This is a genomic window from Paenibacillus sp. FSL H7-0350 (assembly GCF_038593195.1).
Taxonomy (GTDB): Bacteria; Bacillota; Bacilli; order Paenibacillales; family Paenibacillaceae; genus Paenibacillus_AQ.
This window is the reverse complement of the sequence record NZ_CP151972.1, coordinates 14,464-32,423: the sequence shown is the minus strand read 5'-3', so window position 1 is coordinate 32,423 and position 17,960 is coordinate 14,464. Positions and strand designations below refer to the sequence as shown.

The window sequence follows — 17,960 nt, the reverse complement described above, 5'->3', positions numbered from 1 at the left end:
ACGCTCTACTCCTGCCCGTAATGCTGACGCCGGTAGCTGCTCGGGGACAAACCGTTGTATTTCTTGAACACTTTGCAAAAATAGCTGTGGTCTCCATATCCGACCATGCTGCTAATCTCTGCTATAGGGGCCTCTCCGGCCCGCAGCAGCTCTGCCGCCTTGCCCGTGCGGACCGTATTGAGATGCTCCTTGAAGCCCTCGTGATTGTAGGTCGTGAACAGGCTCGACAGATAGGAAGAGTTGAAATGAAAATGACGGGCCAGCTCCGTAAGGGTTAACGGCTCAGCATAGTGCTCCTCTATGTACTGAAGCAGCTTCGTCATATTGGCATTGCTGCCCGGTGCTGGTGCTGCAGATGAAGTCAGCTCTATGATCCGGCTCAGGTAATCATCCAGTATCTGCATGGCCTGCTCGGCAGTACCCGCTTCATCTATGGCCCGGAACAGGCTGTATTTCCCCTCCTCCAGCTCCCGCAGGTGGCTGAACTGGTTCGTAATATTGAAGATCATATTGCCCAGGAAGGACTTGAACTGATACACATCCCCGTCATTCTGGCGGCTGAGTGCATCTGCATGCTGATGCAGGTCACCGAAAGCTTCCGCCAGCTGCTGCCGCTTCAGCTGCTCTGTGAAGGAGGTGAGATTGAACTTGGGCAGCGCAGTCTCCTGATCTGGACGTTCCGGCTGGATTAGCAGGGTCTGCTCCGGCCGGAAGAACCGGCACTGCTGTAATCTCGAATTGCTCTCCTGCAGGATGGCCGCCAGCTCGCTGAGCGAACTGAATCTCCGGCTCAGCGACAGACGCAGCTCCATTTCTTGCCCGGCCAGTGTATCGGCCAACTGGTGTACAGCCTCCAGCAGCTGCGGCCAATGGGTTTCCTCCAGATTGATCAGCATGAACGTAGTGCCCGAAGGCTCTGCGCATGGAATAACGCACTGTTTCAGTCCGGCAACATGCTGGTTGAGTTCACCGGTGATAGAGTTGAAGATGGTGGAGTCATGGGCGTTGGTACTTGTGGCAGCGTAATCGCCGCTAAGGTTAATGGCGTTGGTGCTGCTGGTAGCGTGTAAGGTGCTACGGTTAATGGCTTCGCCGCCCGGTGCTGGTTGCACCGTTTCCCAGCCTAGCAGCGTGAAGCTGTCATGTGGAAGCTGCTGCTTCACATACGCTTCACTCTCCGGCGGCAGCCGGTAACCTGACACCATCCGGCCAAGCAGAGTATCCAGCGGCGATGCTTCTGCCTCCGTTTGTCCTCCGGCGGCACTCAGTCCCGGGATGCGGTCCCTGGTTTTTTTTAACACTTGCAATAAGGCCCCGGCTTCCAGCTTCGGCTTCAGTATATAATCCGCCACACCATGCTGGAACGTCGAGCGCACATAATGAAACTCGCTGAAGCTGCTTAACACAATGACCTCGGTGGCCGGATAATCGCGCTTCACCAGCCGGGTTAACTCCTCGCCATCCATCACCGGCATGACAATATCCGTAATGATGATATGCGGCTGCAGGGTCTGCAGCGAATTCAGCGCTTCCCGCCCGTTGGCCGCTTCACCCACGATCTGAAATCCTTCCTGTTCCCAATCCAGCACATATTTAATCCCTTGCCGGACCAGGATTTCATCGTCCACAATCAGCACCTTGCATATTGGATTCATGATTCTCCCCCGCCTTCTCTATTCTTAACCTCTGGCCCTTGCCACTATGAACGGATTATAAAGCGCTATCATGGAGATGGTCAAATTTAAATTCTGGGAGGAGCGGTGATGAAACCTGACACTTAGTGGAGAATTGAATTGTAACAACAAAAAAAGCTAGAACCTGTGTGTCCCAGCTTTGGAAATAGCCTATTAATGAGGGGGCCGCAGCATCTGCACTATTGCATTGATAATAATCTGTGGTTTCTCAATATGTATATTATGCCCGCTGCCCTGTGCTTCAATCAGTTGGCCGTTAGTGGAGGTATGCTTCAGCTCATTTGCCACTTCCTGCAGCTTCTCTCTTATGATCCGCTGCGTATCTTCCGAAGTCCCCGGATAGAAGTCATTGACTATTTCTGATTTGATAACGGTCAATGGAATATCGGTTTGCTTCAGTTCCCTAACCTGCTCATATCCGGGCTGAACGTTAGCGAACTCGCTGTACATAGCCGCGATAGACTTTTTTTGAAAGGATAATCTCCATAACAGCGCTTGCGTCTGCTTCGAAAAAGGCTTAATGGCAGCAGAGAATCCGGGGAATCTTCTCAATGCGGACAAGACCTTTAACAATCCAGTTCTGGACAGCAAATTCATAGCCCGATAGAACCTCACCGCCATAAGCTGCCCCTTCACATGCTCTTCCGGAAACCGCGCTGTAACTTCATCCTCATGCATCGAATCTACTAGCACCACTCCCGCCACTAGCCCCGGATATCTCCCGGCAAACAGCCTTACATTTAATCCGCCATAGGAATGACCGACCAATAGATACGGACCTTCCATCCCAGAATGCTGCAACAGCTCATACAGCTCAGTTACGCACTGCTCATTGGTACGCGGGAACGGTCCTGACTCACTCCAGCCATAGCCCGCACGATCATATACGATAACTCGGGTGACCTTAGCAACCTCAGGAGCAACAAGCGACCAGAACAACGCGGAAGAACCACAGCCATGCTCCAACACTACTGGAGGCAAGCCTTTGTCTTCACCCATATTACTGTGATACAACTTATGATTTCCTACACTTGTAAGTTTCCCTTGAATCATATGTTTCCCCCACCCTAATGCGAGCTGAGATGCTTGCGGTACCCCTCGACCTTCTCCTCTCTATACCCCATCGCCTCATAGAAAATATGCGCTTCCTTCCGCTTCTCTCCCGACACGAAAATGATATAGTAGCAGTCCCGTTCATGCGCAATATCTTCGATCGCAGTCATCAGCTTCTTGCCAAGCCCCTGCCGCCGTGCGCGCGAAGATACGACTACATTCTCAATGACCATGAACGGGCGGCAATCCCCCACCAAGTCTTGACAGACGATTCCCATCAAAGAGCCTAGCAACTCCCCGTCCACAAAAGCACCCAGCAGCACATACCGCTCATCCTCCCGGATTGTCCGAAAGGCATTCTCCAGCTTCACCGGGTCCGCCCGTCCGCCCATTAATTCATTGTAGAGTGTGTTTAAAGCTTCCAGTGATGCGATTTCGATTTGTTCGATAGTTACCATGGCAGGTTGCCTCCGCTCTCATATTGTTGTGGAACTATTCCTTCATTTCATACATAAATAATTGACCATTACGCGGATAAAGCATCCGGTCAGCCTCGTAGCCCCTGCGCCGGAGCCTGCGGTCTAGAACCTTCATGAACGCACCATGACTGACAATTAGGACACAGCCTTCTTGCGCAGCCGCCTCATTATCAACAAGCAGAGAATCAATTACTCTATCCGCTCGCCGCAGAACAGCGGCTTGGCTCTCAGGTTGAGAAGAATGACCTACCGACCAGAACAAACGTCCAAGTATAAGCCAAAAAGATACAGGCAGACGTAGTTTGCTAAGCCTAATTCTCCCGAGCCGCAGTGCCGTCACGCTTATCTCCCTTAACAGCTCTGTATAGACAAACCTCTGAGCTTCAAAATAAATTGCCGTATGAACCGCCCTCGCCTGATCACTACACAGACAGAGGGTCCAGCGCTGCCCGCCAAGCTCATGCTCAGGAGCCTGAATAGGTGCTAATTCATACTCTTGGAGCCACTGGTTGAATTCTTCCCCTGTCAGCCAAGTCCGCTGCGGTTTCAGGTCTACTTTGAAATGTCTAATCAATCCCAGCTTCAATCTCCTAATCCCCTACTTCTCATTCTTGAGTTCAAACTCCTCACTCTTCCCGTCCCACTCGACAGTGACTTTAATGACGGAGTCCTCTTTCTCAACAGATCCATTTCCAGAAGCACTCATTTTCAGCATTGCCACCGCCACAGGTCCTTCGATTATCTGGCTGCCGCTGCTATGCTTAGCTTTAAACGTATATTTCATCTGTTTAATCTCTTCGAGATCAGACTGGTCGCCTTTGTAGCGCAGTACTAAGTTATACCGCTTAGAGCTTTCACTGGTTACTTTGTTCTTTTTGGTAATCAGCTTCTGGCTGGCCTCCTGCTTATAGACACCCGACCAGGTGTCCCCCTCGCCCTTGAAGGTATAGTTGAAATAGGTCGTTTCCGTATTGCAGGACGTTAGTAGGAGTAGCAGAATTGCCGGAAGCAGCAGCGCACGCAGTATTTTCTTCATAGTCAGCCCCCTTTTCCCATTAAATACATTAGCTTGAACGGGATAGGTTTTGCAGTACTGCCTCCACCCGTTCCTCCACCGTAAGATCCCCTTCCAGCCGCAGCAGATCACCGCTTAGCCCGGCCATCCATTCCTCATGCAGCGTCCGGCTGCGGACCTCCGGTCCTGCCGTATCATACAGTGCCGCCCAAGCCATAAACTCTTGTACATCCTTATATTTATCTCCGCCCGGCAGACCCTCATCACCGTATCGTTCATACTCCCGCGCCCGCAGACGTTCCAGACGAACCTGCTCAGGAATCCACAGGAAAACCACCAGATCAAAGGTATCCCGCAGCGAATCCCCCCAGCCGCAGACCGCACCGGACAGAATCCACGGCTCATTCTGCTCCATATCTGCCTGCAATTTGCTTAGACGCTCTGCCACAACACTTTGCTTCGTGTACTTCTGCTCCCAGAAATAATCGTCACTATCCAGATGTACATGCGGAAGCCTCGCCGCCAGCGCCTTGCCCAAGGTAGTCGTTCCTGCCCCGGAAGCTCCCATAATATGAATTCTGCGGTACATAAGCCCTCCTGACTGAAAGAATCATTGTATTCATTTGTATATTTTACCATGCTGCTCCTTATATATAAACAGCGTAGCCTGCCACTGAAGAGCTCGCCGCCCCCCCCCAGCTGGAAGCAAGTGGATAAACGCATCTTAATTTCTCGAATTTCGGGAATTCCCAGGAAACAAGTGGAAAAAGCACAACTGTTAACTCAGCTTTTGAACACTTTACTTGAATCACGATATTTAAGTGTTGTTTATCCAATTGTTGCCCTGCCATGCCCCCAATGGCCAGCAGCAAGTGTACAAAATCCATCTAATTCCTGCCAGACGTATCTCACACCTCTCCCTTAAGCACCGGCGTAAGCCGTAGTCCAGAACCTATCACTCCCTGACCCTGGCATCCTGGCTTCTATATTTGCCAACTATATACTTTTTCGCAAAAGCAGACGCAAACCAAGCCGCAGCCCCAAGGCCGCAGCTTGTTCACCTTGCCCTTATCCAGAGCTGTTCCGGTTAATGATTCCCGTTCAGCTCACATCCGGCGGGATGCGCCGGGCGATGCCGGTAGCGATCGCTGCCCGGATGACAGCCAGACGTACCTGTTCCACGACCTTCTCGTTGAAAATGCTCGGAATAATATATTGCTCATTCCGCTCATCCGGGTGGACCACTGCTGCAATGGCCTGCGCCGCTGCCAGCTTCATCTCCAGATTCACCGTCTTCGCCCGGCAGTCGAGCGCCCCGCGGAAAATCCCCGGAAAACACAGCACGTTATTAATCTGGTTAGGGTAATCACTTCTGCCGGTTGCCAGCACCCGGACGTAAGGCTCCGCCAGATCCGGTTCAATCTCCGGGGTCGGATTAGCCATAGCGAACACGATGCTGTCCTGGGCCATGCTCTGCAGATGGCTAACCTGCAAAATCCCTCCTCTGGATACACCGATGAAGACATCTGCTCCGCGCACCGCCTCATCCAGTCCTCCGCTCAGATTCTCAGGATTCGTGGCTTCGGCCAGCCAGCTCCATTCAGCATTGGTGTAGGATTCGTTCCGGTTCAGTATCCCCTCCTTGTCTACTGCATAGAGCTGCTTCGCCCCCGCAGCCAGCAGCAGACGGCAGACCGATACGCCTGCCGCACCGATGCCGACGACAACGATTCTGGAGTCTGCAATCGACTTCTCGACAACCTGGAGCGCATTCAGCAGACCGGCCAGCGCAACTACGGCCGTTCCGTGCTGATCATCGTGAAAGACCGGAATATCCAGCTCCGCCGACAGCCGCCGTTCAATCTCGAAGCAGCGCGGAGAGCTGATGTCCTCCAGATTAATCCCACCGAAGCCGGGAGCAACCGCTTTCACAATCTGAATGATTTCTTCCGGGTCCTTGGTGTTCAGACACAGCGGGAACCCGTCAATATCTGCCAGCTGCTTGAACAGCATGGCCTTACCCTCCATGACCGGCATCGCCGCCTCCGGTCCGATATCGCCAAGCCCCAGCACTGCGGTGCCGTCGGTGACGACAGCTACCGTATTTCTTTTCATCGTCAGGGAATACGCCTTGGACGGATCTTCGGCAATCGCCGTACAGACACGCGCCACACCGGGTGTATACACCAGTGACAGATCCTCCCGGTTCTTGATCGGCATCTTCGGGGTGACTTCGATTTTGCCGCCGAGATGGGCCAGGAAGGTGCGGTCAGAGACATTGATGACTTTGATCCCTGGCATATTCTTCAGCACGCTTATAATCTCTTCATTCGCCGCATCCTGCACATTCACAGTCAGGTCACGGGTCGTCACATCCTTGCCGCCACGGATAACATCAATCGCTACAATATCGCCGCCGGCTGCTGCCAGCCTGGACGCCACATCGCCAAAAGAAGCTTCGGCCTTACGGATTTCAAGCCGGATAATCATCGTTGTTGCAATGGACATAGAGTATGCCTCCCTCATCAGACGAATGAATTCTATCCTCAATATACTACAGTTCACATGTTGTTCACAATTAAATCCGGGTTAACCGGGAATTTCCCAATTCTCAGCAAGCTTTAACAGCTCATCCTCGGCCGCTTCTTCATCTTGCCCCAATACTTTCGCTTCTATATAGTAGGTGACCGTATCATCGCTGTCACTCTTGCCGGGACGCTGATAACAGAGCCAATAATAAGTAACTCCAGGAGCAGGATAGACCGCACTCCCCTCCTGTATGAACTTGATCAGTTCCCCTTCACCTGCCGGTGTCTGCACCGGCTTCTTCCATAGCAGCTCTGTATGATTAGGGATACTGATATAATTACCCGGACGGCTCTGATCACCCAGCGTCAGCTCCAGCTGATCCAGAGTCACAGCCGCAAGCCCTTGCAGATACCGCGCAGGCTCATCCTCACTTAGCCGCAACCGGTGTACTGGGCCGGGATCGGATGAAGCAGATACGTACAGTGCTCCCCCGCCCAGAACGAGACAAATTGCTGCGGTAAGCACGGTTTTATGCAATTTCACTCTCATATGAACGCTCCTTTGTAACCATTTAGTGTTGAATATCATTGTGTTTCCTTAGTTGACAGGGCACAATAGTAATGGCACGAAGCCTATGAATTCTTATTTAAGAACAATACAGCATGGATTAGGAGCGAGAAGTTATGACGAACTCTTTTCAAGCATTGGTAGTGGACAAGACAGAACCATTCTCCGTAGAGGTTAGACCGGTATCCCTGGAGGAACTGCCTGCCGGTGAAGTGTTAATTAAAGTAGCTTATTCCAGTGTAAACTATAAAGACGGGCTGGCAAGCATCCCGAATGGGAATATTGTGCGAAATTATCCGTTCATTCCGGGGATTGACCTGTCAGGGACGGTAGTCTCATCGAAGGACAGCCGGTTCCGCGAAGGCCAGTCTGTCCTTGCCACCAGCTATGGGATCGGTGTCTCCCATTTCGGCGGCTTCAGCGAATACGCCCGCATCCCTGCGGACTGGGTGATTGAACTGCCGGAAGGCTTGACGCTGCGGGAAGCAATGATCTACGGCACGGCCGGATTCACGGCGGCGCTGTCTGTTCAGGCGCTGGAAGCACAAGGCATGACCCCTGATCAGGGAAAAGTGCTCGTCACCGGTGCCACCGGCGGTGTTGGAGGTGCAGCAACCGCCATCCTGGCGAAGCTGGGCTATCAGGTCACAGCCAGTACCGGCAGAACGGATGAAGCCGGGTATCTGCAGGCGCTGGGTGCTGCCGAGGTCATCTCCCGCGAAGAGGTCTCGGGCAGTGCGGTGAAGCCGCTGGACAAGCAGCTCTGGCAGGCAGCAGTAGATTCAGTCGGGGGCGCCCCGCTGGCTGCTGTCCTGAGCAAAATCGCCTACGGCGGTGCAGTGGCCGCAAGCGGCTTAACCGCAGGCACGGCTGTCCCGACCACCGTCCTGCCGTTTATCCTGCGCGGAGTCAGTCTGCTCGGCATCGATTCCGTAGCTTGCCCTATGGAGAAACGGGCCAAGCTCTGGCAGCGCATGGCAGGCGACATGAAGCCTGCGGTGCTGGATACGCTGGTAGACCGTGAGATTTCGCTGACTGAGCTGCCTGCTGCGCTTCAGGATATTCTCCAGTCAGGCACCCGGGGCCGCGTGCTTGTCCGCTTATCTTAGTCTCACATGACGAGTGTCAGCAGTTGGGATGGCAGTTCGCTTCCGAATCCGGAACGGGCTGCCGTCTTTTTTTGCATATGTGCCCGGCATATTAAATCATGCCTTGACCTTGAAGTATACTTCAACCTTTATACTCTAATTGTTCCAGATGAATAGAGTATGGAGGGAGTACAAATGAGAATATTTGAGATTGTAGTCATTGTGGTGATTCTGGCTGTTACAGCAGGAATGATAGGGACCAAGAAAAACCGGAGGCTGGATGCCTTCATGCTGCTGGCTGTCGTTATAGCTTTGATGCTGCATGGGGTGCTGGAGAATTACCGGATCCAGATGGCTCCAGCCTACGCCGCAGCGCCCGGGCTGTTGACCATACTTGGATTCAGACTTGTGAGGCATCCCCGGACGGGCCAGCCTAAGCGGTATCCGAAGCTATGGAAGAGTCTGCTGCTGATATTCATCCTCCTTCTTGCAGGAGTATCCGTCTATACGTCCAGACTGCTCCCGATGTTCACGCAACCCGAGCCAACTGGGCAATATGCCATCGGAACGATCGCACGCGAGCTTATCGATGAGCAGCGTAACGAGACGCTGAGCGCTGAGGAAGGCGGCAAACGGAAGCTGATGGTTAATGTATGGTATCCAGCCGATCCTGATCAGACTGAGGGCAAGCCTAAGGAGCATTACCCCTCTGCACTGGGCGAAGCGATTAGCCTTGTATTCGGATTGCCGAAGCTGCTATTCAGCCATGTCACCTATATTCCGACTCATGTTGCAGACGGAGTGAAGCTCTCGGCACACGAAGCCAGCTATCCGGTCCTGCTGTTCTCGCCAGGTATCCGCTCCACCAGATTTCAGAGTATGTCGATTATCGAAGAATTGGTCAGCCACGGCTATATTGTCGTAGGGATGGATCATCCTTATACCTCAGCCAAGGTCACTTACCCGGACGGCGCTTCGGTCTACTACGTGCCTGATCCGAAGTTCGATACTTCCGCAGAGCTCTACAACTATAATGTGAGCGGAATTGCCATCCGTGCAGCAGACGCCAGCTTTGTACTCGACACCCTGACCGCATGGAATGTACAGGACCCGAATGGATTGTTCCAGGGCAGGCTGGATCTTAGCCGTACGGGGATTCTCGGCCATTCCTATGGAGGGGCAACAACGGCCGAAGCTTTAGCCCAAGACAAACGGTTTAAGGCAGGTGTCAGTCTGGAAGGCGGGTTCTGGGGCAAGGTTGCCCATGAAGGGCTGACGCAGCCTTTTATGTACGTGATGTCCGGCACGACTGCGCAGAATCTTGCGCATCCCGAAGCGAACACAGATCCCCTGATCTATGAAGAGTTCACACCGGATCTGAATTCGGTTATGAGCCGCAGCACCAGGGATACCTATTATCTGACAGTGGATCATTTCATTCACCAGAGTTTTACGGATATAGCCCTGCTGTCGCCCTCCTTATTCGCCAACGGCCTTGATCCGGTGCATACTGTAGATATAAGCAGAACCTATGTCCGGTCATTCTTCGATCAGTATCTGCTAAATGAGCCGCAGGTGCTGCTGAACGGTCCTTCGGCCGAATACCCGGAAGTAACCTTTGACCCGGCCTTCACGCACAAGCGACCATAGGAAGTAGATAGATATCGAATACAGGAGGAATGCCAAATGAAGGGAATGACCCGTGGTGAGCTGGCGCGGCAGGCGGGGCTGAGTGCGGCAACCATCCGTTACTATGAAGACAACCGCATCCTGCCAGTCCCGGAGCGGACCGCTAAGGGATACCGGATCTACTCTGCAGATTATCTGGTGAAGCTGAAGTTCATCAAGGATGCCAAAGTACTGGGTTATTCACTGAAAGAAATCCAGGCTGCGCTTGCCCTGCTCGGCTCGAAGATGGATGAAGAGACCTTGAAGGAACTCGTCCGCGACAAAATCACCGAAATCGACGAAAAGGTTGCGGCCCTGTATGCTATTCAAAGCATGCTGGCCGGTCTGCTCGAGACCCCGCAGGAGGATATTCAGAATTATCTGCATTCCTTCCAGGTTCCAGATAAGAATCACTGAAGACAAGCTAAGTTATAATGTGAAACATATAAGTTCTTATATTCGCAAAAAAAACGGCGGCGTCATTCTGTATTCACAGAATACGCTGCCGTTGGTGCTGTTTGGATTCTGTTATTCGGTTCCAGCCTCATGTACAGCTTGCGGAGTAGCCTGGACGTATTGCTGCTGGCGGTAGGGCTGGGCATATGGCTGCGCATAATAACCATGTACCGCCATCGGCTGGTATCCGAAGGATTGCGGAGCCTGCTGCTGGTGCTTGTAAGGCTGCATGTTCGCATTAGCCATCATCGGCGCCATATTGGCAGGAGCGATGTGGGTTCCCTTCATATTCTCGGCTGCCGCCTTCGCAGGGGGACAGCAATCCGCAGGCGGACCAATGAAGGTCTGAGGCTTCACCGGAGCGAGTGCTTCCTTAACCAGCGCTTCATTAAGGCAATAGGTATGTGCCAACACATTAGCCGGGGTTAGGCTCAGAAGATCCGAACCGAGGATGACCTCCGGTGTAGGGGCATCGAAGATCGCCAGCAGATGGGTGCAATCCATCGTGGCCACTTCATAATGCCACCAGCCCTGCGGCACATTGGCAACCTGACCCGGAGTGATCGGAAAATGCAGCAACTCGTTCGTAAACGGGTTGATCAGTGACACCACTGCCGCGCCCGAGATACAATAGACCAGCTCAGCGGCATTTTGATGATAATGCGGCTCGACCACATTGGATCTGCTGAGATAGATATCGAGCAGCGAAGTATTCTCCAGGGTGTTCAGATTTTTGATACCCAGTACGTTGATATAATTGCAGTCATCCTTCTTGAATAAGGTGTTGCCATTCATATCAAACGTAAACTGTGTATTGGGCGACGTATAGTCCATATAAGAGGTCACACATATCCGTCCTTTCCTCGGGGCCGTTTTTTTATCGTTCTGGTTATAGGATATGTATCCGCCCATGCCCAGGTGACGATGAATAGCTCCGCCGCACAGTAAATTTGCCTCTTAAGCGGAATAATTAGCTGGACAGGTCGATTCGACAATGGATAGGTGGGATGGGCAGGCGCTGGATGGAGCTTCAACCATAAAAGGAGCAATGTCTCACCTGCCCCGCAGCCTCCCATGCTATTGTATGCTGTTTTTCAGCATACACTTTGCCCGGGAGCCTCGTACCCGCCAAAATGTATGCCGTTTTCCGCATACATTTTGCCCGGAACCTCGTAGCTGCCCATATGTATGCTATTTTCCGCATACATTTGGCCTGGGAGTCTCGTATCTGCCCGAATGTATGCCGTTTTCCGCATACATTTTGCCCGGAACCTCGTAGCTGCCCATATGTATGCCGTTTTCCGCATACATTTTAACCAGAGGCCCCGTATCCACCCGAATGTATGCTGTTTTCCGCATACATTCCAGACTCCTCGTATACTCGTCGGGCCTCCACACCCTTTTCCGGCGGACAAAATAAAAAGACGGAGGGTACACACCCTCTCCGTCTGTTCATGGTAAAACAAAGTTACTACTTACCAGCCGCTTCGCTGGATCAATGTTGTAATCTGCGCGATATGATGGCGGCTGTGCCAGATGTACCTCTCCACTGCAGTATCCAGTGTCATCTCACCAAGACCGCCGCTTACGAAGGTCCGGTCATAATCCTCAGGCTGCAAGGACTCCAGTAAGGTCGCGAATCTGCGGTTAAGCAGTCCGATGAGCTGGAGTGAGGATTCCACCGGTTCGTTGGAAGAATCGCTCAGTTCCGCCCACAGATCCTGTCTGTAGCTTGGAACCAGCGGCGCTTCCTCCGTCAGTCCACGCTTGAAGCGGAGGTACGCATACATGCCCGTATCGGCGAGATGATGCACGACCTGAATCACGGTCCAGCCGCCCGGCCGGTAAGGGGTATGCTGCTGTTCCGCCGTTAGCGGCTGGACTGCTGCCCGCAGCTCCTCTGCCAACCGCCTAAAGACCGCAACCGATTCTTCCCGCACCTCTGCTGTCCGGTTCCCCTTAGCGGCGAATCTTCCAATCGGGTATTTTAACAATTCCAGCTCCTGCTCGTCCACATTGTCGTTCATTTCGCTCACGGCTCCTTTGTTATTGTTCTCTGGATATCAGCTCATAGGCCTCTTCCAGTGTTCCCGCTGTAACATCCGGCTTGACTTCAAGCTCCCAGGGCTGACCGTTCCGGTTGAGCCAGCAGGATTTGATTCCGGCTCTGGCTGCTCCGAGAATATCTGACGCAGAGTCTCCAATGTGGATAATTTGCTCCGGCTCCACCCCATAATGGGTTATCACCTCAGTAAACATACGGTTATGCGTGTCATTCTTATATGACTGATACGTCTCAGAGGTGAACAGCGCGATGGGATAATTTCGGTAGAACTCAGGAAGCATTAGATCATCTGTATCACTTACAATGCACACTTGATAATCCCGGCATATGCGCTGTAAGAAGGCCTCTGTGTCATCGTACATTTCAGACAGCCGGTGTTGGGCAAAGAGGTTATCCACTGCCTGCTCACAATCGCAATCCAAACCGGACTCCTGGAATACGCTCTGAAACCCTCTGTAATAAATCTCTCTGCTACTGATAAAAGTACCCGCCTCCCGGGCTTCGCAGGCTGCGGCATAATAACGGCTCAGCAATTGCTTGCCGAGCTGCAGTGCCCTTGCTTCACTGAACTTCTGCTGGAGAATCGGCCTCCAGACCTCTGCCCGCCTGCTCTCAATATTCACCAGGGTCTGGAACATATCCAGACTAATCACTTTGAATGACTGCATGGGCCCGTCTCCTTATCTGATCAGCAATTGAATCTCGCCGTCACGAACAATGCCGGTGAATTCCAGTAGATCGTTACCTCGTTCGTAGAATAACTGTCCTCGTGATCCGCGTAACACTGGGCTGCGGGTTTGCGCCGCAAATGCTCCTTCACATATTCATCATGCAGTCCCCGGTCCGGACCGCCAACCACCAAGCCCGGAACCGGCTCAACCACATGATCGCCCACAGACGGGCGGTGATGGGGATGCATGACCGCATGTTCGCCGAAGCCGCTCACATAGCTGATCCCCAGCACATTGCGGCCCAGCAGGTAATGCAGATGATCCAGAGCACAAGCAGCATATTCCTGTTCCCCGCTGAAATGTTCCGCTGCCAGCAGCAGCATGGCATGGTTCATGACCAGCATATTGCTGCCCCAGATATAGTCCTGCTCCAGCAGCGAGATTCTGTAGCCGTCGTCATGGCTCTGCCGCAGCAGGCGGTCTGCTTCTGCCAGCAAGCCCTCCCTTAGCTCAGCATAGAGAGATGGCTCCGTGCCTGCTTCCCCTATGAGCAGATATGCCAGTGTGCCATAGCCGCCCATATCCCCCCAGCCGAAGCTGTATTTGGGGAACGGCAGCTTGGCAAGCTCAAGCGCCGCACTGTGGAATTGTTCATCTCCTGTCGTGCGGAATAGCTCCGCCGCTGCCCAGAAGCGCTCGTCGCTGTCAACCTTATCGCCATATTCCCCCGTGGTAATCCCTCGCGGATTGGTGAAGCCTGGTACATGCGGATGCGCAGTCAGCCAGCTCCAGGCAGCCCGCGCGGCTTCCAGACACCGCGCCGCATATGCCTCATCGAACGGCTTGTAGATCCGCGCCGCCATAGCCATCACCCCGGCGAAGTCCCCGGTAGCAGCCGCAGAGACCGGCGAGAAATACAGCTCCGCAGTATCCTCCTCCGGCATCACATCAAGGCCGGGGAAATGCGCCGTGGTCAGCTTGTGGTAGACCCCGCCGCTGCCGGACTCCTGCATTTTGAATAGCCAGTCCAGCTCCACTGTGCATTCCAGCAGGACATCTGGCAGGCTGCCGTCACTCTCTGGAAGCGTATGGATACCAGCAAATGCCGCAGGATACACCTCCCAGGCCAGAAGAAGATCTGCTACGGCCTTCGCTCCCGGCCCGGAGTATTTTCCGTAGTCTCCTGCATCGTGCCACCCTCCGCTGCTATCCAGTCTCAGCCCAGGCTGGCCGATGACTGTACCCTCTGCCAGATGGCAGGCCTTATGCCCCCAGGCTCCCGCATACTCTCCGTCAAGTTCCACGCCGCAGCGGTAGTAATAGAAGGCCTTCAGCAATCCCTGCTGCAGCTCCTGATACGGCTTGTCTGCAATAACAAATGCAGCGGACTGCTCGCCCTCCGCCCCTTCGATCCGGTACTTCCCGGGTGAGGTAAGCGCCGAGAAATCTCCGCTGCGTACACGGCAGCCGCTGGGCTTATCCTCAATATAAGCCCCGGTCTGTCCGGTGAATACCACATTCTCACTTGCTATGTCAATTATATGATAACGTGGGTTATCACCGGAGAACAGAGCCAGCTTATCTCCTCCGCTTGAATAACCCGCCTGGTTCACTGCAATGGTACGAAGACGCTTGTCACTCATCCTGTAATCGCTCCCTTGTTCATAGTCTCCGCGAGAAACACTGCTACACCATCATCATTATTGGATGCTGTAATTACATGTGCAATTACTTTGAGCTCCTCTTGAGCGTTCTCAACCGCAACACTCGTCCCGGCCGCAGCGAACAGGCCCAGATCATTCAAGTGATCGCCGAACACCACAATATCCGTGGCAAGAAGGTCCATATGCTGTGCCCATAGCTTAAGCCCTTGACTTTTATTCGCATTCGGATGGCTAAATTCCAAAAAATAATGATCCTCTATGTATATATCCTTCATAAAATGAATATGAACTTCTGCGCCAAAGCGCTCAAGCACCTTCTGGTGAAGCGGCTCCAGGTCCTCCAACTTGCCTATAAAAGTCATTACAACGGTCCGGTACCCGGCAGGACATTCAAGCATCTCTACCTGACGGAAACGCACATCATTCTTCCGGGAATTACAGAACTCCACATCACCAGTCCGGGTAGGAGCTTCATACAACACCCGCTCACTGCCTGTTGCATCCAGCAAAAAATGAAAAGGGGTGATTCCATAAGCCCGCCCCAGCGTTATAATTTCCCCGGAAATAGCGGGATCCAGCCAGTAGCCGTCAATCACCCTACGTGCTACGCTGTCATAGATAAGCGCACCATTATAAAGAATCACCGGATACCTCCAAGGGATATCTGCCACTACGCTGTCAGCACTGATAAATCCTCTTGCAGTTGCAAAGCTGATAATCATTCCCTGTTCCATCGCTTCTGTAATCACCTGTACAGTGTATGCCGACAGCTTTTGTTCCGAGTTCAGCAGAGTTCCATCCAGATCAGTAACGTAGGCTTTTCTATGCATGCGCCTTCTAACAGCCACCCTCCATATTCTATTCCTTCAACAACTTAACAAAGTTGTCCGGCAGACTGAACTGCTGATTGCCCAGAATCATATCCCGCAACTCGGAGAATGGATCTTCGTCCTCCTGCGAATCCTTGATTTCCTTAATTTCACGGTGCAGCCGCTCCATCTGCACATCGAGTTCGTACGCCTTGTCAGCCGCATTCTTAAGTTCACGGGTCAGATGCTCAGGAACCGCCTGGCTGTATTTATAGAAAATTTTATGCTCCAGACTGGCCCAGAAATCCATAGCTATCGTGCGGATCTGTACCTCAACACAGACATGCTCCTGACAGTCCGACATGAATACGGGAACCTCGATAAGCAGATGCAGACTCTGATAACCGTTCGGCTTCGGGTTTTTAATATAATCTTTCACCTCAAGCACTTTGAGATCGTCCTGCTTCTGCAGCATGGCGCTAACCTGATAAATATCCGAAATGAACGAACATGTGATCCGCAGCCCGGCGATGTCCTTAATACTGGCTCTGATCTGTGGGAGGGACAACTCACTGTTCTTACGCAGCATTTTCTTCATAATGCTCTCCGGGGATTTGATCCGGGACTTGGTATGCTCAATCGGGCTATAGTCGTGAAGGAGCTGGAATTCCTCTTTGAGGATATCAATCTTGGTCTCCATCTCGGCAAGAGCGAACTTGTAAATCATCATAAAGCGGGTAAGCTCATATTTGAGCTGCTTCAATTTCTCTAACTGGTTGTCGGTATGCATCTTCATTTCTCCTTTATGCTGCTGCACAGACTGACTAGAATCTCTATCTCTATGCAACTCTTCCATCTCTCATTAATCATAGCCAATCTATGGCTTGAACACAAACCTTCCTCCGGTCACCGGGACTCCTGCGTGCTAGCTCCTTTCTTCTTTCTGCACATAAAAAAAAGCCAAACCGTCCAAAAGGACAGTCTGGCCGTTCATTAGAAGAGGACGCTGCGGACAGTGCCTCTTCATCCGGTTATTCAGTTCACCACTTCGTCGATGGACAGGCTGCGTTCACGCGACAAATCCCGGAAGCTCTCGCCCACTTTTACCAGCGGCTTAAAGAGGTCCAGCGGGTTATTCATGACGATCATGCCCACTTCGCCGTTGCTAAGCTGTACATTCTTTCCCACGAAGCTCGGCAGTAAATGTCCGGTCAATGCCTGCACCACCGTCTCGTTCAGCTTGCCGAAGCCCATCTCATGTACCTTGCGCAGCACCGTGACCAGCCCCTGCTTGGGACGGTTCGCAGTAGAGGTGGTGAGCGACATATAGATGTTGGCTACGGAAACAATCTGGGCGTATGGATGGATCTCTTTTTTGAGCAAGTGATTCGGATAGCCTGAACCATCCTCATATTCATGATGCTGGAGGGCTACCAGCGCGGTAACCTCGTCCATTTTGGAGCCGCGGATCAGATCATAGCCATAGAAGGTGTGCCGTGCCAGCTCATCCTTCTCGGAATCCGTCAGCAGACCCTGCTTGTTCAGGATCGACAGGGGCACCTGGCTTTTGCCGATATCATGCAGGTAGCCTGCACGGCTGATCAAGAAGCGCTCCTCCTTGGAGTAACCCATCCACGCAGCAATATAATAGGATAATAAGCCCACCTGTAACGAGTGGTGATATGTATCGATGTCATCCCGGTCCAACAGGAGCAGCAGGGAGACAACATCCTTTTGCCCTTCCAACGTCTCCAGCAGCGGCTTCAGCGTATCATCGACTGCCGACTGCGAGAAGCTGCCCTTCGTCAAGGCTTCCAGAAAAATCGCTTCATAATTCAAAATAGCGAGATCAAAATCATCGTGCAGCCCGTGGCTGGGCGCAGCTTCTTCATCCGTATTCAGCCCGCTGCGCTGCTCGATATCGACATAATCAATTTTGTGCCGGATCAGGATACTAATCTCTTCCCGTTCCACACGCGTCCCCTTGGGGAGAACGTGCAGCCCTACACCATTGAAAGTGTCTGCCATGAGACAATCACCGTGCTTCAGATCCGTGACATGTACTTTCAAGTACCAGCACCCCTTTTGTATTAAATATATGAACTTACAGGTTTCACACGGTAACTTATCCTTCTATTTCTCGCTGAGACGGATGCCGCCCTTGAAAGGACGGCAAAGCTGTTTCCGCTTGATAGGAATATT

General features: G+C 52.5%; 19 protein-coding genes. 3 read left to right on the top strand and 16 right to left on the bottom strand.

What is annotated here, in order from left to right; translation table 11 throughout:
- Positions 1-5 precede the first annotated feature (5 nt).
- The 9 genes from NYE24_RS00185 to NYE24_RS00145 all read right to left on the bottom strand — a co-directional run bounded on the left by NYE24_RS00185 (position 6) and on the right by NYE24_RS00145 (position 7,319).
- On the bottom strand, positions 6-1,655 hold the full coding sequence (locus NYE24_RS00185) for a response regulator transcription factor (protein WP_342477743.1): 1,650 nt from the start codon (positions 1,653-1,655) through the stop codon (positions 6-8).
- Between the two features lie 192 nt (positions 1,656-1,847).
- Positions 1,848-2,693 carry an alpha/beta hydrolase gene (locus NYE24_RS00180; RefSeq protein WP_342477742.1) on the bottom strand — a complete coding sequence of 282 codons (846 nt, stop codon included), beginning with the start codon at positions 2,691-2,693 and terminating at the stop codon, positions 1,848-1,850.
- Between the two features lie 68 nt (positions 2,694-2,761).
- Positions 2,762-3,205 carry a GNAT family N-acetyltransferase gene (locus tag NYE24_RS00175; RefSeq protein WP_342477741.1) on the bottom strand — a complete coding sequence of 148 codons (444 nt, stop codon included), beginning with the start codon at positions 3,203-3,205 and terminating at the stop codon, positions 2,762-2,764.
- Between the two features lie 34 nt (positions 3,206-3,239).
- Positions 3,240-3,812: a histidine phosphatase family protein gene (locus tag NYE24_RS00170; RefSeq protein WP_342477740.1), complete on the bottom strand. Its 573-nt coding sequence runs from the start codon at positions 3,810-3,812 to the stop codon at positions 3,240-3,242.
- Between the two features lie 12 nt (positions 3,813-3,824).
- Positions 3,825-4,262, bottom strand: coding sequence for a hypothetical protein (locus tag NYE24_RS00165; RefSeq protein ID WP_342477739.1), 438 nt, complete (start codon positions 4,260-4,262; stop codon positions 3,825-3,827).
- Positions 4,263-4,290: 28 nt separating this feature from the next.
- The gene (locus tag NYE24_RS00160) at positions 4,291-4,830 is read right to left on the bottom strand and encodes an AAA family ATPase (RefSeq protein ID WP_342477738.1); all 540 of its coding nucleotides are present in this window, start codon (positions 4,828-4,830) and stop codon (positions 4,291-4,293) included.
- A gap of 58 nt (positions 4,831-4,888) precedes the next feature.
- Entirely contained in the window at positions 4,889-5,128 is a 240-nt protein-coding gene (locus NYE24_RS00155) for a hypothetical protein (RefSeq protein WP_342477737.1), read from the bottom strand.
- 214 nt (positions 5,129-5,342) lie between these two features.
- Positions 5,343-6,749 carry an NAD-dependent malic enzyme gene (locus NYE24_RS00150; RefSeq protein WP_342477736.1) on the bottom strand — a complete coding sequence of 469 codons (1,407 nt, stop codon included), beginning with the start codon at positions 6,747-6,749 and terminating at the stop codon, positions 5,343-5,345.
- An 81-nt stretch (positions 6,750-6,830) separates the two neighbouring features.
- Positions 6,831-7,319 carry a hypothetical protein gene (locus NYE24_RS00145; RefSeq protein WP_342477735.1) on the bottom strand — a complete coding sequence of 163 codons (489 nt, stop codon included), beginning with the start codon at positions 7,317-7,319 and terminating at the stop codon, positions 6,831-6,833.
- Between the two features lie 134 nt (positions 7,320-7,453).
- Here NYE24_RS00145 and NYE24_RS00140 point away from each other — a divergent pair, with 134 nt between their 5' ends.
- The 3 genes from NYE24_RS00140 to NYE24_RS00130 all read left to right on the top strand — a co-directional run bounded on the left by NYE24_RS00140 (position 7,454) and on the right by NYE24_RS00130 (position 10,510).
- The gene (locus NYE24_RS00140) at positions 7,454-8,446 is read left to right on the top strand and encodes an acryloyl-CoA reductase (protein ID WP_342477734.1); all 993 of its coding nucleotides are present in this window, start codon (positions 7,454-7,456) and stop codon (positions 8,444-8,446) included.
- Positions 8,447-8,620: 174 nt separating this feature from the next.
- Positions 8,621-10,075 carry a prolyl oligopeptidase family serine peptidase gene (locus tag NYE24_RS00135; protein WP_342477733.1) on the top strand — a complete coding sequence of 485 codons (1,455 nt, stop codon included), beginning with the start codon at positions 8,621-8,623 and terminating at the stop codon, positions 10,073-10,075.
- Positions 10,076-10,111: 36 nt separating this feature from the next.
- Entirely contained in the window at positions 10,112-10,510 is a 399-nt protein-coding gene (locus tag NYE24_RS00130) for a MerR family transcriptional regulator (protein WP_342477732.1), read from the top strand.
- Positions 10,511-10,621: 111 nt separating this feature from the next.
- Here NYE24_RS00130 and NYE24_RS00125 read toward each other — a convergent pair whose 3' ends face one another.
- The 7 genes from NYE24_RS00125 to NYE24_RS00095 form a co-directional block, all read right to left on the bottom strand.
- A complete protein-coding gene (locus tag NYE24_RS00125; protein ID WP_342479342.1) occupies positions 10,622-11,383 on the bottom strand; it encodes a cupin domain-containing protein in 762 nt (253 codons plus the stop codon).
- Positions 11,384-12,024: 641 nt separating this feature from the next.
- Positions 12,025-12,576, bottom strand: coding sequence for a YfiT family bacillithiol transferase (locus NYE24_RS00120; protein ID WP_342477731.1), 552 nt, complete (start codon positions 12,574-12,576; stop codon positions 12,025-12,027).
- Between the two features lie 19 nt (positions 12,577-12,595).
- A complete protein-coding gene (locus tag NYE24_RS00115) occupies positions 12,596-13,282 on the bottom strand; it encodes an HAD family hydrolase (RefSeq protein WP_342477730.1) in 687 nt (228 codons plus the stop codon).
- A 20-nt stretch (positions 13,283-13,302) separates the two neighbouring features.
- Entirely contained in the window at positions 13,303-14,928 is a 1,626-nt protein-coding gene (locus tag NYE24_RS00110; RefSeq protein ID WP_342477729.1) for a glycoside hydrolase family 9 protein, read from the bottom strand.
- Positions 14,925-15,779, bottom strand: a complete 855-nt coding sequence (locus tag NYE24_RS00105; protein WP_342477728.1) for an HAD hydrolase family protein — start codon at positions 15,777-15,779, stop codon at positions 14,925-14,927. Before NYE24_RS00105 ends, NYE24_RS00110 begins: the two co-directional genes overlap by 4 nt.
- Positions 15,780-15,807: 28 nt before the next feature.
- On the bottom strand, positions 15,808-16,548 hold the full coding sequence (locus NYE24_RS00100) for a GTP pyrophosphokinase family protein (RefSeq protein WP_036695103.1): 741 nt from the start codon (positions 16,546-16,548) through the stop codon (positions 15,808-15,810).
- Between the two features lie 245 nt (positions 16,549-16,793).
- Positions 16,794-17,828, bottom strand: a complete 1,035-nt coding sequence (locus tag NYE24_RS00095) for an HD domain-containing phosphohydrolase (protein WP_036695104.1) — start codon at positions 17,826-17,828, stop codon at positions 16,794-16,796.
- Positions 17,829-17,960 lie beyond the last annotated feature (132 nt).

Excerpts from the sequence above, each read along its gene's own strand:
- NYE24_RS00130 (WP_342477732.1), top strand. The coding sequence starts at position 10,112 with ATGAAGGGAATGACCCGTGGTGAGCTGGCGCGGCAGGCGGGGCTGAGT.
- NYE24_RS00135 (WP_342477733.1), top strand. The coding sequence starts at position 8,621 with ATGAGAATATTTGAGATTGTAGTCATTGTGGTGATTCTGGCTGTTACA.
- NYE24_RS00180 (WP_342477742.1), bottom strand. The coding sequence starts at position 2,693 with ATGGGTGAAGACAAAGGCTTGCCTCCAGTAGTGTTGGAGCATGGCTGT.
- NYE24_RS00105 (WP_342477728.1), bottom strand. The coding sequence starts at position 15,779 with ATGCATAGAAAAGCCTACGTTACTGATCTGGATGGAACTCTGCTGAAC.
- NYE24_RS00115 (WP_342477730.1), bottom strand. The coding sequence starts at position 13,282 with ATGCAGTCATTCAAAGTGATTAGTCTGGATATGTTCCAGACCCTGGTG.
- NYE24_RS00185 (WP_342477743.1), bottom strand. The coding sequence starts at position 1,655 with ATGAATCCAATATGCAAGGTGCTGATTGTGGACGATGAAATCCTGGTC.
- NYE24_RS00175 (WP_342477741.1), bottom strand. The coding sequence starts at position 3,205 with ATGGTAACTATCGAACAAATCGAAATCGCATCACTGGAAGCTTTAAAC.
- NYE24_RS00155 (WP_342477737.1), bottom strand. The coding sequence starts at position 5,128 with ATGGATTTTGTACACTTGCTGCTGGCCATTGGGGGCATGGCAGGGCAA.
- NYE24_RS00110 (WP_342477729.1), bottom strand. The coding sequence starts at position 14,928 with ATGAGTGACAAGCGTCTTCGTACCATTGCAGTGAACCAGGCGGGTTAT.
- NYE24_RS00165 (WP_342477739.1), bottom strand. The coding sequence starts at position 4,262 with ATGAAGAAAATACTGCGTGCGCTGCTGCTTCCGGCAATTCTGCTACTC.
- NYE24_RS00100 (WP_036695103.1), bottom strand. The coding sequence starts at position 16,548 with ATGCATACCGACAACCAGTTAGAGAAATTGAAGCAGCTCAAATATGAG.
- NYE24_RS00125 (WP_342479342.1), bottom strand. The coding sequence starts at position 11,383 with ATGGACTATACGTCGCCCAATACACAGTTTACGTTTGATATGAATGGC.
- NYE24_RS00145 (WP_342477735.1), bottom strand. The coding sequence starts at position 7,319 with ATGAGAGTGAAATTGCATAAAACCGTGCTTACCGCAGCAATTTGTCTC.
- NYE24_RS00140 (WP_342477734.1), top strand. The coding sequence starts at position 7,454 with ATGACGAACTCTTTTCAAGCATTGGTAGTGGACAAGACAGAACCATTC.
- NYE24_RS00150 (WP_342477736.1), bottom strand. The coding sequence starts at position 6,749 with ATGTCCATTGCAACAACGATGATTATCCGGCTTGAAATCCGTAAGGCC.
- NYE24_RS00160 (WP_342477738.1), bottom strand. The coding sequence starts at position 4,830 with ATGTACCGCAGAATTCATATTATGGGAGCTTCCGGGGCAGGAACGACT.
- NYE24_RS00120 (WP_342477731.1), bottom strand. The coding sequence starts at position 12,576 with ATGAACGACAATGTGGACGAGCAGGAGCTGGAATTGTTAAAATACCCG.